Source organism: Pseudomonas sp. TSO6 (assembly GCF_056098905.1).
Genome location: NZ_JBLZWV010000034.1, coordinates 85,715 through 104,322, shown reverse-complemented (window position 1 = coordinate 104,322; position 18,608 = coordinate 85,715). Strand labels below are relative to the sequence as shown.

Below are 18,608 nucleotides of genomic sequence, written 5' to 3'. Positions count from 1 at the left end.
ATGTCAGCAGCGAGTGGGCAAGGTGATGATCGAGGTTTCGCGGTTCTGGCGTGACCCTGCAGTACCCTTTGTCGAAGCGCGGCGGGTAGGGGACGGGCGGCAGGTGTGCTACGCCGCGCACTCGCATGAGAGCTTTTCGATCGGTGTGATCACCGGCGGGCGAAGCACCTACCTCAACGGTGACCTGCGCATCCAGGTAGGGGCCGGTACCACCGTGCTGATGAACCCGGGCGTTGTGCATACCTGCAATCCCATCGACGGTGAGCCTTGGTCTTACCTGATGCTGTTCGTCGACCTCCCCTGGTTACAGGAGCAAGGCTTTGAATTGCCGACGCAAACCTGGAGTGACTCGCCTGCGTTGTACCACCGGTTATTGCAGGCGTTTGCAGACCTGTTCGATGCGGGTGTGCCTGACCGGGAAGGCCGCCTGGCCGCGCTGTTCGGCGCCTTGCCGGGCTTTCTCGGCGTCAATGCCCGTGTCAGTGACGAAGGCCACCCACGGCTGGACGCGGCAGCAGCGTTCATACGCGCTCATCGCAGCGATCCGCTGAGCCTGGCAGATGTCTGCGCAGCGTGCGGGCTGTCGCGCGCCTACCTGATTCGTGCCTTTCGCCAACATTACGGGCTGACACCGCATGGCTATCTGCTCGACCAGCGCGTTCAGCTGGCCAGGGCGCAGTTGCGTCAGGGGCGGGCCATTGCCGAGGTCGCGCAGGAGGCCGGGTTTGCCGACCAGGCGCACTTGCAGCGGGCGTTCAAAAAGCATTTGGCTGCGACGCCGGGTCATTATCGCAATGCCACCGGGGTCAGATAACCAGGTACACAGCACTGCCCGCCAGCAAAACCGCCAACCCGCGATTGAGCAGGCGCATGTGCCGTGGGTTGCTCAGGTACTGGCGAATCACGCTGCCGGCCCATGCCCAACTGGCCACCGAAATGAAACAGATCGGCCCGTAGATCCAGGTGAACAACCACAGCAAGTGCTGCTCACCGCCGGTGTAAGCGCCGACCCCGGCCACTGCCGCCAGCCAGGCCTTGGGGTTCAGCCATTGCATGGCCGCGCCGTGCCAGGCCGAGGGGGCGGGTGTTGAGTGCGCGCCAGTCAGCTGGCCATCGTCGCGGGCCAGTTTCCATGCCATGTACAGCAGAAACATCACCCCACCCCAGTGCAGTAGCACGCTCAACACAGGCCAGCGCAGCAGCAGCTGGTGCAGGCCCAGCCCGACCAGCACCAGCAACAGACAGAAGCCCAGGGTGGCGCCGGCGACATGCGCCAGGCTGGCACGTAAGCCATGGCTGGCGCCGCTGCTCAGGGCAACGATGTTGACCGGGCCGGGGGAGATTGACGCCGCCAGTGCAAAGGCGGCCATGGACAGGGACAGGCTCATGTGAGAGATCCGGGTGGTTGCAAGGAACCCTGATTTTCAGCTGTTGGTTGTCTAGAGTATTGAATAAAAGTACCCCCAATGCGGACTCACACGCGTTACAGGTTTTGTAATAGTTTTGCGCTATCAGAGAAAACTGCTGTGCCTGTAGGATTATTTTCCCAATTTTCTATCAAGGTATATATGAGCACCTTCGCGGAGCCCCCCAGTCTCTGGCCTCTCAGGCCGTCCTCCCTCTGTCCTCGTGACGCTTCCTTCGTGAGTACCCGTTAATGGAATGGTTAGCCGATCCCACGGCGTGGCTGGGCCTGTTGACGCTTATCGTCCTTGAGCTGGTGCTGGGTATCGACAACCTGGTGTTCATTGCCATCCTGGCAGACAAGCTGCCACCGCATCAGCGCGACCGCGCGCGGGTGATTGGCCTGAGCCTGGCATTGATCATGCGCCTGGGCCTGTTGGCCAGTATTTCGTGGATGGTCACCCTCACCGCACCGTTGATCGACGTGTTCGGCAAGAGCTTCTCTGGCCGTGACCTGATCATGCTATTCGGTGGTGTGTTCTTGCTGTTCAAGGCCACCATGGAGTTGCACGAACGCCTGGAAGGCCATGTGACCCAGGCCAGTGGCACGCTGCGCCATGCCGCATTCTGGCCTATCGTCGCCCAGATCGTGGTGCTGGACGCGGTGTTCTCGCTGGATGCGGTGATCACGGCAGTGGGCATGGTCGATGAGCTGTCGGTGATGATGATCGCGGTGATCTTCTCGATCGGTATCATGATCGTTGCCAGCAAGCCGCTGACCCGCTTCGTCAACGCCCACCCTACGGTGATCATGCTGTGCCTGGGCTTCCTGATGATGATCGGCTTCAGCCTCACCGCCGAGGGCCTGGGCTTCCATATCCCGAAAGGCTACCTGTACGCAGCGATTGGCTTCTCGATCCTGATCGAGCTGTTCAACCAGCTGGCTCGTGCCCGCCGCAAGCGCAGCTTGCAGCAGCACCGGCCGCTGCGTGAGCGCACCGCACATGCCGTGCTGCGCCTGCTGGGCGGCCGCCGGGTCGAGGCTGACGAGGTGGGCGAGGAAATCGCCGACCTGGTCGAAGGTGGCGAGGAACAGGTGCTGTTCGATCGCCGTGAGCGGGTAATGATCAGTGGCGTACTGAACCTGGCCGAGCGGCCGATCCGTACGGTGATGACCGCACGTGCCGAGGTCGATGTGATCGACCTTGCGCAACCGGCCGAAGCCATTGCCCAGGCCCTTGCCAACTCGCCGTACTCGCGCCTGCCGTTGATACGTAATGGCCGTGTCGACGAACCACTGGGCTTCGTGCACAAGAAGGAGCTGCTCAAGGAGTTGTTGTCGGGCCACCAGCCGGAGCTGGAAGGCATGGTACGGGCGCCGTTGAACCTTCTGGAGAGCTTCAGCATCCTCAATGCCCTGGAGCAGATGCGTGGGCAGTCGACCCACATCGCCTTTGTGGTCAACGAGTTCGGTGACTTCACCGGCCTGCTGACCATGACCGACATCCTTGAGTCGATTGCCGGTGAACTACCGGACGCGAGCGAGGTTGAAGGCCCCGGTATCGTCCAGGAGGGTGAAGGCTTTGTGGTGAGCGGTGCACTGAACCTGAGCCAGGTACAGGCACGTACCGGCTTCAGTGCCCGTGCCACCGACGATTACCAGACCCTGGCAGGCCTGGTGATGAGCCTGCTCGACCGCCTGCCGATGGTGGGGGATCGCCTGGCCTGGAATGGCTGGACGCTGACCGTGGAGGCGGTTGAAGAGCGGAGGGTGCGCCAGGTTCGGCTTATACCGAACGGCGACGCTGACGCAGCAGGTGCTTGAAGCCCTCGAGCACCAGTACCAGCACCGCGGCCCAGATCGGCAGGTAAGTCAGCCACTGATCCGGGCCGATGGTTTCGCCCAGCAGCAGCGCCACCCCCACCAGCAGCACGGGCTCGACGTAGCTGAGCAGGCCGAACAGGCTGAATGGCAATAAGCGACTGGCCAGCACGTAGGCGATCAGGGCCGAGGCGCTGATGGCCCCAAGGACCGGGATCAGGGCATACAGGCCCGGGTGAGCCTGCAGGTCGCCGGACGAAAGCGGGCCCTGGATCACGAAGTACAGCGCCCACGGCAGCAGCAGGCACATGTCGCACCACAGGCCACCCAGGTGGTCGGTGCGGCAACGCCGGCGCAGTACGAAGTAGATCGGGTAGCCGATCGTCACCAGCAGGGTTTCCCAGGCAAAACTGCCATTCTGGTACAGCTCGTGGCCTACGCCCAGCGCGGCGCAGGCCACGGCTACCTTCTGCAGGCGCGACAGGCGCTCGCCGTACACCAGCCGCCCGGTCAGCACCATGGCCAGCGGCAGCAGAAAGTAGCCCATCGACACTTCCAGGCTGCGCCCGTGCAGGGGCGCCCAGAGGAACAGCCACAACTGCACGCCCATCAGCCACGACGTACCGACCATGCCCAGCAAGAGCACGGGCGTGCGTTTTACCCGGGCCAGCAGCTCGCCTACCCGTTTCCAGTCCTTCGAGACAAGCATGAACAAGGTGAGGCAGGGCAGCGTCAGCAGGGTGCGCCAGCCAAAGATCTCTTCGCCATCGAGTGGCGTGAGCAGCGAGGTATAGAAGTACATCACAGCGAACAGACAGGACGCCATGACCGATGAAACAATGCCTTTTGACACAAATGCCTCGAATGGGGAGTTGAGCGGTTGGATCAGCCGCGCATGATCTCAGGGGGCGCCCCTTGCGGCAACCGTGACGCGCCCGGATGTGAGGCCAGTGCCTCAAGGAACTGCGCCGCAGGCATGGGCCTGGCGAACAGGTAGCCTTGCTGGAAGTCCACGCCATGGCGGGCCAGGTAGTCGCGCTGGGTGTCAGTCTCGACACCCTCGGCAACGATGCCAAGGCCCAACTTGGCAGATAGCTCGATGATGGTTTCGAGGATGTGCACGGACAGCGCATCGCCGCCGATCATGGCAACGAAGCTCTGGTCGATTTTCAGATAGTCGACCTTGAACTGGCGCAGGTAATTAAGGCTGGATTGCCCGGTGCCGAAGTCGTCGAGTGCAATCATTACCCCCATGGCATGCAGCTTCTCGAACAGTTCCAGGGTCACCGGGGTGGGCTCGATAAGCTTGCGCTCGGTTAGCTCCAGGGTCAGTACCACCCGGCCAGGCGGGAAGTGCTGCAGGAAGGTGCGGCAGTCGTCCAGCAGGCGCAAGTCGCGGCAGTGGTCGGCGGTGATGTTGACCCCGATGTGAAAGCCATCCTCCAGCAGCCCAATATAGGGCGCGAGGCTCTGGGCAGTGTGCATCATCAGCGCACGGGTCATGGCGACGATCTGCCCGCTGTGCTCGGCATAGGGGATGAACAGGTCAGGGCGAACCAGGCCTTCTCGCGGGTGGTTCCAGCGCATCAGCACTTCAGCACCGGCCCAGCGGTAATCGCCCTTGCGCACCACCGGCTGGAAGTACGGCAGGAATTCGTCAGCCTGCAGGGCCCGATCCAGCTCGGCGCGGGGCGAGGTGGCGCGGCGAATCTGCCAGCGGCAGACCAGCGCGGCCACGGCCCCCAGTACCAGCAGCAGGCTGAGCAGGGCAGGGTAGTGGCTGCGCAGCAACTGGCCTTGCTTGTCGGCGCTGTAGCCGCCCTGCACGCTGAACGGGTAACGCGTCGAGCCCAGCAACACGTGGGCACTGGCTGCGGCAGGTGGTGCGCCTATGTGTACAACGCCGTCCTTGCCCATCCAGGCGTTGCCTACGCGTATTTGCAGCTCTTCATCCGGGCCGATCAGGCGCAATGCGGTCAACAAATGGTCGCCATCCACCGTGGTGATTGCGCCGTTGTCGCCGTCGCTGGCGCGGTACACCAACAGTGGATGCCCCGGGGTGACCGAGTTGCCGTCCATCAGCCAAAGCTTGCCATCGGTGTAGTCGCTGGCGTTGACGGGCTCGTCGAATTCGCCGAACAGCGAGGTGCAATAAAGGTTGTTGTGCCTGAACAAGTTGGTCGAGCGCACGAAGGCATTGCGGGTCACCTGGGCACGCAGCGTAAGCTGGACCTGGTCGCAAGGGCTGGCAGTCAGGGGGAGTAGCGCATTGGCAGCACGGGACAGGTTGTCGAGGATGCGTTCGACGTGCTCCACCGCCTGGCGGGTGGTGGCCTGGCTGCTGGCCTGCATCTCGCGCTCTACCTGCCAGTTCATCACGGCAAGGCCGCACAATACCGGCAGCACGCCGACGACCCAGGGCAGCAGGTTGCGCCAGCTCAGGCTGGCGCGGCGTTTGGCGGTAAGAGGCATGCGGGAATGATCTATGAGAAGGGTAACGAGAGGATAGCCGCTTGTCGGGACACGCGGCCAACTAAAACGCGACAAACGTTTTTACGCAATGTAGAATCCATTTACGAATACAACAATAAGGTCCTTCAATACCGAAGGATCAAGCCCGCCGAGAATGGGTCCATATGACATACCATGGGTTCAAGCTGATCATAGGTGACTTCCTCGCCCGCAGCGTGCGAGGCATCCCCTGCGCACCGCCGTTTCTGTCCCACATCCTACGCAATCAATAATATTTCGCTGCAGATGAGGACACGAACATGGCTGATATCTTCGACAATCCAATGGGCCTGATGGGCTTCGAATTCATCGAACTGGCTTCGCCGACCCCAGGCGTACTTGAGCCGGTCTTCCAGATTCTGGGCTTCACCAAGGTGGCCAGCCACCGTTCCAAGGATGTGCACCTGTACCGCCAGGGTGGCATCAACCTGATCCTGAACAACGAACCCAAGAGCATCGCCTCGTACTTCGCAGCCGAACACGGTCCGTCGGTGTGCGGCATGGCGTTCCGTGTGCGCAATGCCCATGAGGCCTATGCCCGTGCCCTGGAACTGGGCGCCCAGCCGGTTGAAATCGAAACCGGGCCGATGGAGCTGCGCCTGCCGGCAATCAAAGGCATCGGTGGTGCGCCGCTGTACCTGATCGATCGTTTCGACGAAGGCAGCTCGATCTACGACATCGACTTCAACTTCATCGAAGGTGTTGACCGCAACCCGGTGGGTGCCGGCCTGAAAATCATCGACCACCTGACCCACAACGTTTATCGCGGGCGCATGGCCTACTGGGCTGGCTTCTACGAGAAGCTGTTCAACTTCCGCGAAATCCGCTACTTCGATATCAAGGGTGAGTACACCGGCCTGACGTCCAAGGCCATGACCGCTCCCGATGGCATGATCCGCATTCCGCTCAACGAAGAGTCGTCCAAGGGTGCAGGCCAGATCGAAGAGTTCCTGATGCAGTTCAACGGCGAAGGTATCCAGCACGTGGCCTTCCTGACCGACGACCTGCTCAAGACCTGGGATGCCCTGAAGGGCTTTGGCATGCGCTTCATGACTGCGCCGCCGCAAACCTACTACGAAATGCTTGAAGAGCGGCTGCCTGGTCACGGCGAGCCGGTCGACCAGTTGCAAGCACGCGGCATCCTCCTCGATGGTGCCTCGCAGCCCGAAGACAAACGCCTGTTGTTGCAGATTTTCTCGGAAACCCTGCTCGGCCCTGTGTTCTTCGAGTTCATCCAGCGCAAAGGTGACGATGGCTTTGGTGAAGGCAACTTCAAGGCGTTGTTCGAATCCATCGAACGTGACCAGGTACGCCGCGGTGTGCTGAGCACCGACTGATACCCTCTGGGTAGCGCCGCCTTCATGTAGCATTGGCGGCTCTATCCCGGCTGCTGGAGCGTGCCCTGAACAGGCCCAGATAGACGATCAGGCCGGTCACGGTCCCCACCAGCACCAACGAGGGCAGGATCTGCAGCATGGACTGGCGGATTTCCTGGGCGGTGTAACCCTGTGCGTAGCCGCCTTTTACCCTGTACCCATATTTGGCCGACAACGCGGTGGCGAAAAACTCGGACTGCGAAGGGCGCTGTGCGTCACGGCTATCGCCTTCGCTCCAGATCCAGCGGTTGCCAAACTCCACCAGCAGCGTCAGTCCGTCCTGAAAGGCATCCAGTTCATTGCGCAGCTGTGAGGCATAAGCGGTCACGATTACGCCGCTTTCGTTGCCTTGCAGGTAAAAGTTGACCAGCAGTTTGCGGCGCCTGTCAGGTTGGCCATAGGACAGTTCGACCTGTTGGCCAGATGAGGCGAAGGCAGATAAGTGGTCAAGTGAGTCTGAAGCGCTGCTGCAGTAGGCTTCATTGCCCTTTACCAGGGTCAACGACCTGAGCATGGAACGGCTCACGACCTGCTCCTGTAAAGTGCTGTTAACGCCTTGGCAGGGCTTGCCTGCCAGTGGCAGGGTGCGCTGGGCAGCCTCCTGCAGTCGATTCAGTGCCTGGTCAATGCTGAAAACCGCTTCCTGAACGGAAATGGCCGCGTTTTCCTCAAGCTTCATTTCCAGTTGAACAATCATCACCAGCAAACCGGAAATCACAGGCACCAAGCCTACAGTGGTGAGCAGCAGGAGCTCCCGCAGGCGGCGCCCGGCGTGCATGATTTTCAACATGATGCATTAGTTCTCCGGGCAGAAGCTGTTCGTGGTGTACAGCTGAGCCCAGAGCCTATGCATTCGATGACCTGCCGGCTGTAGTCCGCGTCAGTCTGCGCGACAGGAAAACCAGAAGGCTGATGTAAGGCTTTACTTGGCGTTGAGTTTCTCCAGTACTTTCTCTGCGAGCAGCGCAGTGGAATCTGGGTTCTGACCGGTGATCAGCAGACCATCCTCGACGACGTATGGCTTCCACGGGTCAACATGTTTGCTGTACTCGCCGCCCCGGCCAACTAGCTCTTTTTCCGTCGAGAAAGGCACCACCTTGTCCAGCTCGACCAGTCGTTCCTCAATATCGGAAAAGCCGGTCACTTTGCGATCTTTCAGTAGAAGGCTGTTGTCGCTGAGCTTGATGTTAAGCAGGCCGGCCACGCCATGGCATACCGCGGCAACAATGCCGCCTTTTTCGTAGACCTTGCGCGCCAGCTCCTGCAGCGGCTTGTTCTCGGCAAAGTCGTACATCACCCCATGCCCACCGGTGTAATAGATGACGCTGTATTCCTCGGCTTTTACCTGGCCAGGGCTCAAGCTGGTGCCCAGGCGGGTCATGAAGCGCTTGTCGTCATACCATTGCCAGTCCAAGTCGGGGGCCATCTGCAGGCTGTGTGGGTCGACAGGGACATAGCCCCCCTCTGGGCTGACATAATCGACCATGTAGCCGGCCTTTTCGACTTTCTCGACAAAGTGCACCGCTTCACCCAGCCACAGCCCCGTCGCACGTTTCAAGGTCGGATACTTGGCTGTGTTGGTCAGCACTACCAGCATTTTCTTGCTCATGACCACGCTCCTGTCGGCAACCTGGATGGGCCGTTGCTCCCTGGCCCGGAGAAAACCTAATCAGCATAGCTGCCAGGCGCACGTACGCCATAGTGCGCAGCTTATGCTGTGCTAATTTGAACGAAACCCTCGGGGGTAGCCTTCGGCACTCGGGGTGAATCCTTGCATTGCTGGAGTAACGCTATTGGCCGTACACGGTACGCCGCGCAAACCTGCGCGGCAGCTCACCTTGGCAACGCCCGTATCGCCATCGCTCGACCTGATGAGCGATAGAATTGCGCAATTTGACTGGGGGCGTACAACCCTTGGGCCGTTGCCGCGATGGCCGGCATCGTTGCGCATTGCCGTCGACATGATGCATTTGTCACCGTTTCCCTGCGCAGTGGTCTGGGGGACGGACCTCTGCGTGGTTCACAACGATGGCTATCGGGCGCTGCGGACCGCCCGACCGGATGCACTGGGCAACGGGTTCGATGCGCTGTGGAGTGATCTCTGGCCGGCAATGGGGCCCTGGGTGTTCAAGGCGCTTGAAGGGCGTTCGAACTTTGTCGAGGACCCGCCCCAGCGTATCGTCTGCGGCGAAGGCAGCGAGCCGCTGTGGTGCGCGTTCGGTTATGCACCACTGCACGATGAACTTGGCAACGTGGCGGGTTTTCTGCACACGGTGATCGAGACTACGGCCAGCGTTGAGGCGCATCATCATTGGCGGGAGCAGGCGCAAGGCTTTGAACGGCAGATAGAGCGGCATGTGGCCGAGCGCGAGCAGATCTGGCAGTTGTCGCGTGATGCAATGATGACGATAACCCCTGAGCTGAGGGTGCATGCCGCCAACCCGGCCTGGTACCGCATTCTGGGCTGGACCCAAGAGCAGGTTCATGATCTGCCGTTACTGGAGCTGGTGCATCCGGCGGATCGCACCGAGGTCCAGGTGGCGGTCTCCGGGCTCCTGCAGTACCACGATGCCGAGCAGGTGCAGACTCGCTTGCGCCACCGCGATGGCCATTATCACTGGTTTAGCTGGAGTGCCCGGTTCGACGGCAGCCTGCTGACGGCAGTCGGTCGGGATATCACCGAAGACCGCGAAGAGGCCGCGCGTCAGTCTGAAGCGCTGATGCGCAACAGTGAACGCATGGAGGTTGTGGGGCAGCTGGCCGCGGGCATGGGCCACGAGATGAACAACCTGCTGTCTGGTATCGGTGGTAGCCTCGAACTGTTGCAGCGGCGCTTGCAGGAGGGGCGCATGGAGCGGATTGAAACCTATGTGGAGGTCGCTCGCGACTCCGTGCAGCGTGCGATGGAGCTGACTCATCGCCTGCTGGCATTCTCTCGGCATCACCCACTTGCACCCAAGACCCTGGACTTCAATCGGCAGTTACGGCAAAGCGAGCCGTTGCTGCTCAAGGCGCTGGGCGCAGAGATGCGCTTGCACTGGCAACTGGATGTCGCGCCGTGGGCGGTATGCCTGGACATTCCCCAACTTGAAAATGCCTTGGTCAACTTATGCGCCAATGCCCGGGAGGCTTGCCTGGAGCGTGGCAATGTCACTGTTCGCAGCGTCAACGAGCGGTTAACGGCCAGTTTTCCCGATGAGGGTGGCCTGCCGCCAGGCGACTATGTGGCCTTGCATGTCGAGGATGACGGCCATGGCATGTCGGCAGAGGAAATTTCCAGGGCCTTTGAGCCATTCTTCACCACCAAGGCGATCGGACGTGGTTCCGGGCTAGGGCTATCGATGGTGTATGGCTTTGTCGGTCAATCGGGGGGGTATGCGTGGATCGAATCGGCCCCGACCCAAGGCACCAAGGTTTCCATGCTGTTCCCAAGATGCCATGAGCCGGTACCCGAAGAGCCCAAACCCCGGCTGCGCTCCCAGAGTATGGCCCGGGGCGAGCGTCTACTGCTGGTAGATGACGAGCTCAACTTACGTACCGTGATGCGCGAATACCTGACCGAACGGGGTTTTGTGGTCACTGATGCGAGTGATGCCAATACTGCGCTGGAGCGCTTTCGCCTGGATGATCCCTTTGACCTGGTGATTACCGACATCGGTTTACCGGGCGGCTTCAGTGGCCGGCAAGTGGCTAAGGCCATGCGCATGCAGGTGCCTGCTCAGAAAATTCTGTTCATCACCGGCTATGCTGACCATTCTGTTGAAGCGCAGTTGCTCGATCAACCGGGAACGGCATTGATGAACAAGCCGTTTTTGCTGGCGGACCTTGCCGATCAGGCGCTAACCATGCTCGACCAACAATAGGTTTCAGGACTCGGCAAGAATCCGCGTTACGTGCGCCTTTATTTCTTTCAGTTCAAACGGTTTGCAGATCAGGTGCATGCCCGCGTCAAGAAACCCCTCGCGGGCCATGGCCGTTTCCGCGTAGCCGGTGATGAACAGCACCGGCAAATGCGGATGCAGGCTGCGTGCAATTTCGGCCAGTTGCCGGCCATTCATGCCGGGCAAGCCGATATCGCTGACCAGTAGGTCCACGGGTTGTGCCGAGCGCAGGACTTTAAGGCCTTGGGTGGCGTTGGACGCGCTGTGGCAGGGGAAGCCGCTCTCGCGCAGCGCCTGACACAACAATTGACGTACATGGGGGTCGTCCTCGACGACCAGCACATGACGGCCTCGGGGAACTTGCACAGGTATCGGCTTGCTCGGTTCCCTGGGCTGGCCGATGTGGCGCGGCAGGAACAGGTCTACCTGGGTGCCTTGGCCGATCTGGCTGTGCAGCGTGACATGCCCGCGGGACTGCTTGCTGAAGCCGTACACCATCGACAGGCCCAGGCCAATGCCCTGGCCGATCGCCTTGGTACTGAAAAAGGGCTCGAAAGCGTGCTCCATCGTACTTTGCGCCATGCCCTGGCCGTCATCAATGATGCTCAGGCGCAGATAGTCACCGGCGCACAGGGTTCCGCCGCTGAATTGTGTGCTCTCGATGTGCTGGTTGCTCGCCTCAATTCGTAATTGGCCGCCATTGGGCATGGCTTCGCTGGCATTGAGCAGCAGGTTGTCCAGGGCTTCCTGCAACTGCTTGTTATCAGCTTCTACGGGCCACAGCCCTTTGGCGATGTGCACGTGCAGGGTTACGGCAGGGTTCAGGCAGGCCTTCAGGCGTTCCACCTCAAGCAGGCTGTGCAGGTCGACGCGCTGGCTGTGCAGCGATTGGCGGGAGGAAAACGCCAGCAAGCGGTGGGTCAGGCGGGCAGCGCGTGCAACTGCCTCACGGCCCATGCGCAGCACGCTGTCCAGGCCATCGCAGCGGCCTTGATGCAGGCGCCGTTCAATCAGCTCGAAGCTGCCGCCAATGCTGGTGAGCAGGTTGTTGAAGTCATGCGCAACCCCTCCGGCCAATTGGCCAATGGCTTCCATCTTGCGTGCCTGGTAGTGGGCGAACTCGTTGCGTTCCTGCTCCTGGTCTGACGATGCGACCGGGGTGTTCAGACGCTGCTGCAGGTCCTGCAACTGGTCGCGTGTCAGGTATTGCCGGCGCCGGTTGCGCAGGGCCGATCGGGTCATGTGCAGCAGTTGGGCATTGTCGAACGGGGCGACCATCAATAGAAGATTGCCCACCGGGTGGTTACTCGCGCCCGTGGCCGACCAGGCACCCTGGATCAGCAGCACGATAGGCAGGTCCGACCAGCTTTGTTGCTGGTCGAGGAATGCTTGCAGCAACGCGCTTGGGCCCTGGCTGAACACTTGCTCGGCAATGATTGCCAGGCCTGCGCCTTCAGCCAGGCAGCTGTGCAGGTTGGCCAGGTCGACGGTGCACAGGCTATCGATGCCGGCGGAGGCGAGCAGGCGCGAGGTATCCGCCGCTAATGGCGGAGGTGCCAGAATCAAGGCACGTTCATCCAGCGCCAGTGAATGGGCCAAAACGACTCTCCTGTAGGGTGGCCTGATACCCACTGGACCCTGGGCACACGCTCAGGGTTCAACAATATTCAGGTGTTGCCTACAGGCCCTGTTGTAATACGGGGTCGTCTGGGTTCTGACGCTCCAGCTCGGCCAGCAGCACTTGTACGTTCTGCAATTGCCCGGTCTCTTTCGAGTACTGGATCAGCAGCACCCGCGCCCGGCGGTTGGCCGGTTGCCGGCTGAGCACGGTTTCCAGCTGCTTTTGCGCGGCGTCGAGTTGTTCCAGCTCGTGCAGCGTGACTGCCAGCGTATAACGGTAGTCGGCGTTGTCCGGGTCCAGTTCGACGGCGCGGGACAAAGCCAGCAAGGCGTACTCGCGCTGCTCGTGGCGGTTCAGCCAGAGCCCCAGCTCGTACTGCAGGAAGGCTGAGTCGGGGCTTAGCGCCAAGGCTTTGCCCAAGACCTGGCGCGAGGCATCGTGGTGGCCCTGACGCTCCAGCAGGCGCACCTGGGTGGCAAGGGCGTCGAGGTTGCCGGGTGCAACCTCCAGCGCCCGCTGCAAGGCCGTGGCTGCCTGGGTGTAGTCGTTTTCGTGCAGGTACAGGCGCGCCAGGTGTACTTGGGCGTCGGCATCCGCGGGTTGTTGCTCGAGCGCCTGCTGGTATTGTTCCAGGGCTGCCTGCAACGGGCCGAAATACAGGCCGATGGCATCGGGATCGAGGCCCAGTAGGGCATCCACGGCAGCAAAGCGCACGCTTTGTTCGTCGTCGTCCAGCAATGGCCCGAGCACCAGGCTGCGCTGCGCCGCCGGCAGCAGGCGGCGGATACCGGCAATGGCCGCACGGCGCACCAGCGGGTCGGCATGCTCCAGGTCCTGGCGGGCGAGTTTCAATGCCTGGGGGGAGGGGTAGTTGGGTAACTCGGCATACAGTGCAGCGCGGCGGATAGGGGGCAGATCGTCGCGTTGCAATTGCTGGTACAGCACGCGCGCAGCGCCGGGTTGGCCGTCATGGGCCTGGCGCAGCGCCTTGGCATAGCTGTGTGCGGGCAAGGTCGGCGGGGCTGGCTGCTCATCGCGCCACAGGTAACCGAACAGGGCCGATACCAGGATCAACAGCAGCAGAGCGATCAGGTAGCGGTTGCGTCTGTGCATCGGACGGTCCGTGGCGGCGGGAAGGGCAGAGCTTGGGCCAGCCGGGGGGTAAATGCAACCGAGTGCAGGCACCAAGGCGGTCGCGCGCGTATCTCGCAGGTTCGATTGGCCCGAAACAAACGTAGGAGCGAGCGCAGCTCGCGATGCGCCGCGCGGGCGGCGCTCGTTCTCGCAGGCGCTGAAGATTCAACGACATAAAAAAGCCCCGCAGACCAAGGCCAGCGGGGCAAACGGTTGGGGGAGGAGCCAACCAAAGGAGTCGTTGAAACGGGTGTGTCAGCGTGTGCTGGCCACGGTCTCCGGTTGCCAGCCGCCGCCCAGGGCCTTGTAGATGGAAACGATACCGCGGTACAGATCGACCTCACCCTGGGCCTGCGCATCCTCGGCGCTCAGCCGCTCGCGCTCGGCGTCGAGCAGTACCAGGTAGTCCACCGTACCTTCGCGATATCGAATCGAGGCCAGCTCCGCTGCCTTGCGGCTGGCGTCGCTCTGGCGCATCAGCGACAGGAGCCGCTGCTGGGTCTTGTCGTAATCGCTGAAGGCATTGGCCGATTCTTCCAGGGCCAGCAATACCTGCTGCTCGTAGTTGGCCAGCGCCCCTTCGGCATCGGCCTTGGCGCCACGCAGGCGGGCCCGCACGCTGCCCAGGTCGAAGGCTGCCCAGGTAATGCTTGGGCCCAGCGCCCAGGCATTGGCTGCCGAGGAGCCGATCTGCGAGCCGCGTGCGGCAGTAAAGCCAAGGAAGCCGCTGAGGCTGACACGGGGGAACAGGTCTGCCGTGGCCACGCCGACGTTGGCGGTGGCGGCAGCCAGCTGGCGCTCGGCACTGCGGATGTCCGGGCGACGGCGCAGCAGTTCACCCGGGTCACCCACCGGCAACGCCTTGGCGATGGCCGGCAGGTCCTTGGGTGACAGGTCTACGCTGAGCGCGTCCGGGCGCTGGCCGAGCAGGGTGGCGATGCGGTGCCGCGCCCGTGCCTGTTCGGCCTGCAGTTGCGGCACGGTGGCTTCGACCCCGGCCAGGCGTGCATCGGCACGTACCACGTCGAGGTCATTGCCCACGCCGGCATCGCGCAGGGTTTCGGTAATGGTCCGCGATTCCTGCTGGGTCTTGAGGTTGGCCAAGGCGATCTTCTCGCGCAATTGCGCACCGCGCAGTTGCCCATAAGCATCGACCAGTTCGGCGATCAGGCTGACCTGCAACTGTTGCAGGTCGGCCGCGGCTACCGCTTCCTGGGCTTCGCTGGCCTCGATCTGGCGCTGGATGCGGCCGAACAGGTCAAGCTCCCAGGCCATGTCCAGGCCCAGGTCATAGCGCTCGCTGTTCACCCGCTGCGTGGTCTGGCCGGGGATCTGGCCCTTGCCGATGTCGCTGCTGGCGCGGCTGGTGACCACCGGGAACTGGTCGTTTTCGGCGTCTTCGCGGATTGAACGGGCGGATTTCAGGCGGGCGAAGGCCACGCGCAAGTCACGGTTGCCGTCCAGCGACGCCTGCACCAGCTGGTTCAGCACCGGGTCGTCGAACTGCCTCCACCACAGGCTTTCGAAGCGGCTACGGTCGTAGGCCTTGGCCTGCACATCGCTGCTCAGTTGTGCAGGTTCGGTTGCCGGGGCCTGGTAGTCCGGGCCTACCGCACAGGCTGCCAGGGCCAGTGCCAGCAGGCTTGGGGTCAGGGGTTTGAGCAGGTTCATGCATGGTTCTCCAGCACTTGAACGCGCTCGGCCTTGCGGGCCTGGCGACGCTCGACGAAACGGCGAATCAGGAAGAAGAACACCGGGGTCAGGAACAGGCCGAACACGGTCACGCCGATCATCCCCGAGAACACCGCCACACCCATGGCATGGCGCATTTCCGAACCTGCACCAGAGCTGAACACCAGCGGAACCACACCCATGATGAAGGCAATCGAAGTCATCAGGATCGGCCGCAGGCGCAGGCGGCAGGCTTCCAGTACCGCAGCCAGCGGATCCAGGCCTTTGGCCTGTTCATCCTTGGCGAACTCGACGATCAGGATCGCGTTCTTGCACGCCAGGCCCACCAGTACGATCAGGCCGATCTGGGTGAAGATGTTGTTGTCGCCACCCGACACGATCACACCGGTGATGGCCGAAAGCAGGGTCATCGGTACGATCAGGATCACTGCCAGCGGCAGGCTCCAGCTTTCGTACTGGGCGGCCAGCACCAGGAACGCCAGCAGTACGCACAGCGGGAAGACCAGCAGTGCGGTGTTGCCCGAGAGGATCTGCTGGTAGGTCAGGTCGGTCCACTCGAAGGTCATGCCGTTGGGCAGTTCTTCTTTCAGCAGCTTCTCGATGGCAGCTTCGGCCTGGCCAGAGCTGTAGCCCGGGGCTGCGGCACCGTTGATTTCTGCGGTGATGAAGCCGTTGTAGTGCATGACGCGGTCCGGCCCGGAGGTGTCGCTGACCTTGAGGAAGGTCGCCAGCGGGATCATTTCGCCCAGGTTGTTGCGCACTTTCAACTGGCCGATCTGCTCGGCATCGAGGCGGAACTGCTGCTCAGCCTGGACGTTGACCTGATAGGTGCGGCCAAACCGGTTGAAGTCGTTGGTGTACAGCGAGCCCAGGTAAACCTGCAAGGTGTCGAAGATATCGTTGATCGCCACGCCGTGGGTCTTGGCCTTTTCCCGGTCGATGGCGGCATCGACCTGCGGCACGTTGACCTGGTAGCTGGTGAACAAGCCTGCCAGCTCCGGCACGTTGTGGCTCTTGGCGATGATGTTCTGGGTTTCCTTGTACAGCGCTTCGTAACCCAGGTTGCCACGGTCTTCGATTTGCAGGCGGAAGCCGCCGATCGTGCCCAGGCCCTGTACAGGCGGCGGCGGGAAGATGGCGATGTAGGCGTCCTGGATATCGGCGAACTGGGCATTCAGTGCAGCCGCGATGGCCGCCGCCGACTGGCTCGGGTCCTTGCGCTCATCGAACGGCTTGAGCGGAGTGAACACGATGCCGCTGTTCGGGCTGTTGGTGAAACCGTTGATCGACAGGCCAGGGAAGGCCACCGAGTCGGCCACGCCAGGCTGCTTCAGGGCGATTTCGCTCATGCGCTTGATCACCGCTTCGGTGCGGTCGAGGCTGGCGGCGTCCGGCAGCTGGGCGAAGGCCACTAGGTACTGCTTGTCCTGGGCCGGCACGAAACCGGTCGGGGTGGACGAGAAGCCCAGGTAGGTCAGGCCCATCAGGCCGGCATAGACGAACAGGGCGATGCCGCTGGAACGGATGACCCGGCGCACGCCACCGACGTAGCTGTGGCTGGCGCGGTCGAAGAAACGGTTGAACGGCGAGAACAGCCAGCTGCCCAGCAGTTTGTCGAGGAACCGCGAGAAACGGTCCTTGGGCGCATGGTGGTCCTTGAGCAGCACGGCAGCCAGGGCCGGCGACAGGGTCAGCGAGTTGAACGCCGAAATCACGGTGGAAATGGCGATGGTCAGGGCGAACTGCTTGTAGAACTGCCCGGTAAGGCCGGAAATGAACGCCGCAGGTACGAACACTGCGCACAGCACCAGGGCGGTGGCAATGATCGGCCCCGTCACTTCGCTCATGGCCTTTTGCGTGGCTTCCAACGGTTTCAGGCCCAGCCCGATGTTACGTTCGACGTTCTCCACCACGACGATGGCATCGTCCACCACGATGCCGATGGCCAGCACCAACCCGAATAGCGACAAGGCGTTAAGCGAGAAACCGAACAGGTGCATGACCGCAAAGGTGCCGATCAACGATACCGGCACGGCCAGCAGCGGGATGATCGAGGCACGCCAGGTCTGCAGGAACAGGATGACCACCAGCACGACCAGCACCAGGGCTTCGAACAGGGTGTGCACCACTGCTTCGATGGAGCCGCGCACGAAGATGGTCGGATCATAGACGATGCTGTAGTCCATCCCTTCAGGGAAGTCCTTCTTCAGCTCGGCCATTTTCGCCCGCACTTCGTCGGAGATCTCGATGGCGTTGGAGCCTGGGCGCTGGAAAATCGGGATGGCCACCGCCGGCTGGTTGTTCAGCAGCGAGCGCAAGGCGTACTGGCTGGAGCCGAGTTCGACCCGGGCGATGTCCTTCAGGCGGGTGATTTCGCCATCGGCACCGGCACGGATGATGATGTTTTCGAACTCTTCCTCGTTGACCAGACGGCCCTGGGTGTTGATCGACAGCTGGAAGCTGGTGGAGCCCGGGGCGGGCGGGGCGCCCAGCTGGCCGGCAGCCACCTGGCGGTTCTGCTCGCGGATTGCTGCTACCACATCACTGGCGGTGAGGTTGCGCGAAGCGGTCTTGTTCGGGTCGAGCCACACGCGCAGCGAGTAGTCGCCCATGCCGAACAGTTGCACGTCGCCTACGCCGCCCAGACGCGCCAGCTCGTCCTTGATGTTGAGGATGGCGTAGTTGGACAGGTAGAGCATGTCGTAGCGGTTGTCCGGCGACGTCAGGTGCACGACCATGGTCAGGTCGGGCGAGGCCTTGTCGACGGTGATACCGATACGCGTCACTTCCTCGGGCAGCTTGGGCTGGGTACGGGTGACGCGGTTCTGCACCTGCACCTGGGCGTTGTCCAGGTCGGTGCCCAGGGCGAACGTGATGGTCAGCGTCAGCTTGCCGTCAGCGGTGGACTGGGAAGACATGTACAGCATGTTCTCCACACCGGTAATGGCCTGCTCCAGTGGCGCGGCGACGGTTTCGCCGATGACCTTGGGGTTGGCGCCGGGGAAGTTGGCACGTACCACCACGGTGGGTGGCACCACTTCGGGGTATTCGCTGATCGGCAGCTGGAACAGCGAGATCGAACCCGCAATCAGCAGCACCAGCGACAGCACCGCGGCGAAAATCGGCCGGGTAATGAAGAATTTCGAGAAGTTCATCGGTATGTTCCC

The 18,608-nt window shown here is 62.0% G+C and carries 13 protein-coding genes; 4 read left to right on the top strand and 9 right to left on the bottom strand.

What is annotated here, in order from left to right:
- Positions 1-25: 25 nt before the first annotated feature.
- Entirely contained in the window at positions 26-814 is a 789-nt protein-coding gene (locus tag ACN6NG_RS15525; RefSeq protein ID WP_474314935.1) for an AraC family transcriptional regulator, read from the top strand.
- On the opposite strand, the gene ACN6NG_RS15520 is transcribed toward ACN6NG_RS15525, so the two are convergent.
- On the bottom strand, positions 807-1,388 hold the full coding sequence (locus tag ACN6NG_RS15520) for a LysE family translocator (RefSeq protein ID WP_063423508.1): 582 nt from the start codon (positions 1,386-1,388) through the stop codon (positions 807-809). The genes ACN6NG_RS15525 and ACN6NG_RS15520 overlap by 8 nt on opposite strands.
- Before the next feature lie 269 nt (positions 1,389-1,657).
- On the opposite strand from ACN6NG_RS15520, the gene ACN6NG_RS15515 reads away from it, so the two are divergent.
- Positions 1,658-3,229, top strand: coding sequence for a TerC family protein (locus ACN6NG_RS15515; RefSeq protein ID WP_016499918.1), 1,572 nt, complete (start codon positions 1,658-1,660; stop codon positions 3,227-3,229).
- Here the strand turns inward: ACN6NG_RS15515 and rarD are convergent.
- Positions 3,192-4,079, bottom strand: coding sequence for an EamA family transporter RarD (gene rarD, locus ACN6NG_RS15510; RefSeq protein WP_024717647.1), 888 nt, complete (start codon positions 4,077-4,079; stop codon positions 3,192-3,194). The genes ACN6NG_RS15515 and rarD overlap by 38 nt on opposite strands.
- Before the next feature lie 32 nt (positions 4,080-4,111).
- Entirely contained in the window at positions 4,112-5,698 is a 1,587-nt protein-coding gene (locus ACN6NG_RS15505; protein WP_063423506.1) for an EAL domain-containing protein, read from the bottom strand.
- Between the two features lie 299 nt (positions 5,699-5,997).
- On the opposite strand from ACN6NG_RS15505, the gene hppD reads away from it, so the two are divergent.
- Positions 5,998-7,074, top strand: coding sequence for a 4-hydroxyphenylpyruvate dioxygenase (hppD, locus tag ACN6NG_RS15500; protein ID WP_063423504.1), 1,077 nt, complete (start codon positions 5,998-6,000; stop codon positions 7,072-7,074).
- Positions 7,075-7,096: 22 nt separating this feature from the next.
- Here hppD and ACN6NG_RS15495 read toward each other — a convergent pair whose 3' ends face one another.
- A complete protein-coding gene (locus ACN6NG_RS15495; protein ID WP_474314931.1) occupies positions 7,097-7,903 on the bottom strand; it encodes a CSS-motif domain-containing protein in 807 nt (268 codons plus the stop codon).
- A gap of 132 nt (positions 7,904-8,035) precedes the next feature.
- Positions 8,036-8,722 carry a type 1 glutamine amidotransferase domain-containing protein gene (locus ACN6NG_RS15490; RefSeq protein WP_474314928.1) on the bottom strand — a complete coding sequence of 229 codons (687 nt, stop codon included), beginning with the start codon at positions 8,720-8,722 and terminating at the stop codon, positions 8,036-8,038.
- A 184-nt stretch (positions 8,723-8,906) separates the two neighbouring features.
- Between ACN6NG_RS15490 and ACN6NG_RS15485 the strand changes: the two genes are divergently transcribed.
- Positions 8,907-10,976 carry a hybrid sensor histidine kinase/response regulator gene (locus ACN6NG_RS15485; protein ID WP_474314926.1) on the top strand — a complete coding sequence of 690 codons (2,070 nt, stop codon included), beginning with the start codon at positions 8,907-8,909 and terminating at the stop codon, positions 10,974-10,976.
- Between the two features lie 3 nt (positions 10,977-10,979).
- On the opposite strand, the gene ACN6NG_RS15480 is transcribed toward ACN6NG_RS15485, so the two are convergent.
- The 4 genes from ACN6NG_RS15480 to ACN6NG_RS15465 form a co-directional block, all read right to left on the bottom strand.
- Positions 10,980-12,593, bottom strand: coding sequence for a response regulator (locus ACN6NG_RS15480; protein ID WP_474314923.1), 1,614 nt, complete (start codon positions 12,591-12,593; stop codon positions 10,980-10,982).
- A 79-nt stretch (positions 12,594-12,672) separates the two neighbouring features.
- Positions 12,673-13,728: a tetratricopeptide repeat protein gene (locus ACN6NG_RS15475; RefSeq protein ID WP_063423494.1), complete on the bottom strand. Its 1,056-nt coding sequence runs from the start codon at positions 13,726-13,728 to the stop codon at positions 12,673-12,675.
- A gap of 276 nt (positions 13,729-14,004) precedes the next feature.
- A complete protein-coding gene (locus tag ACN6NG_RS15470; protein WP_474314920.1) occupies positions 14,005-15,420 on the bottom strand; it encodes an efflux transporter outer membrane subunit in 1,416 nt (471 codons plus the stop codon).
- Positions 15,417-18,596 carry an efflux RND transporter permease subunit gene (locus ACN6NG_RS15465; protein WP_474314917.1) on the bottom strand — a complete coding sequence of 1,060 codons (3,180 nt, stop codon included), beginning with the start codon at positions 18,594-18,596 and terminating at the stop codon, positions 15,417-15,419. Before ACN6NG_RS15465 ends, ACN6NG_RS15470 begins: the two co-directional genes overlap by 4 nt.
- Positions 18,597-18,608 lie beyond the last annotated feature (12 nt).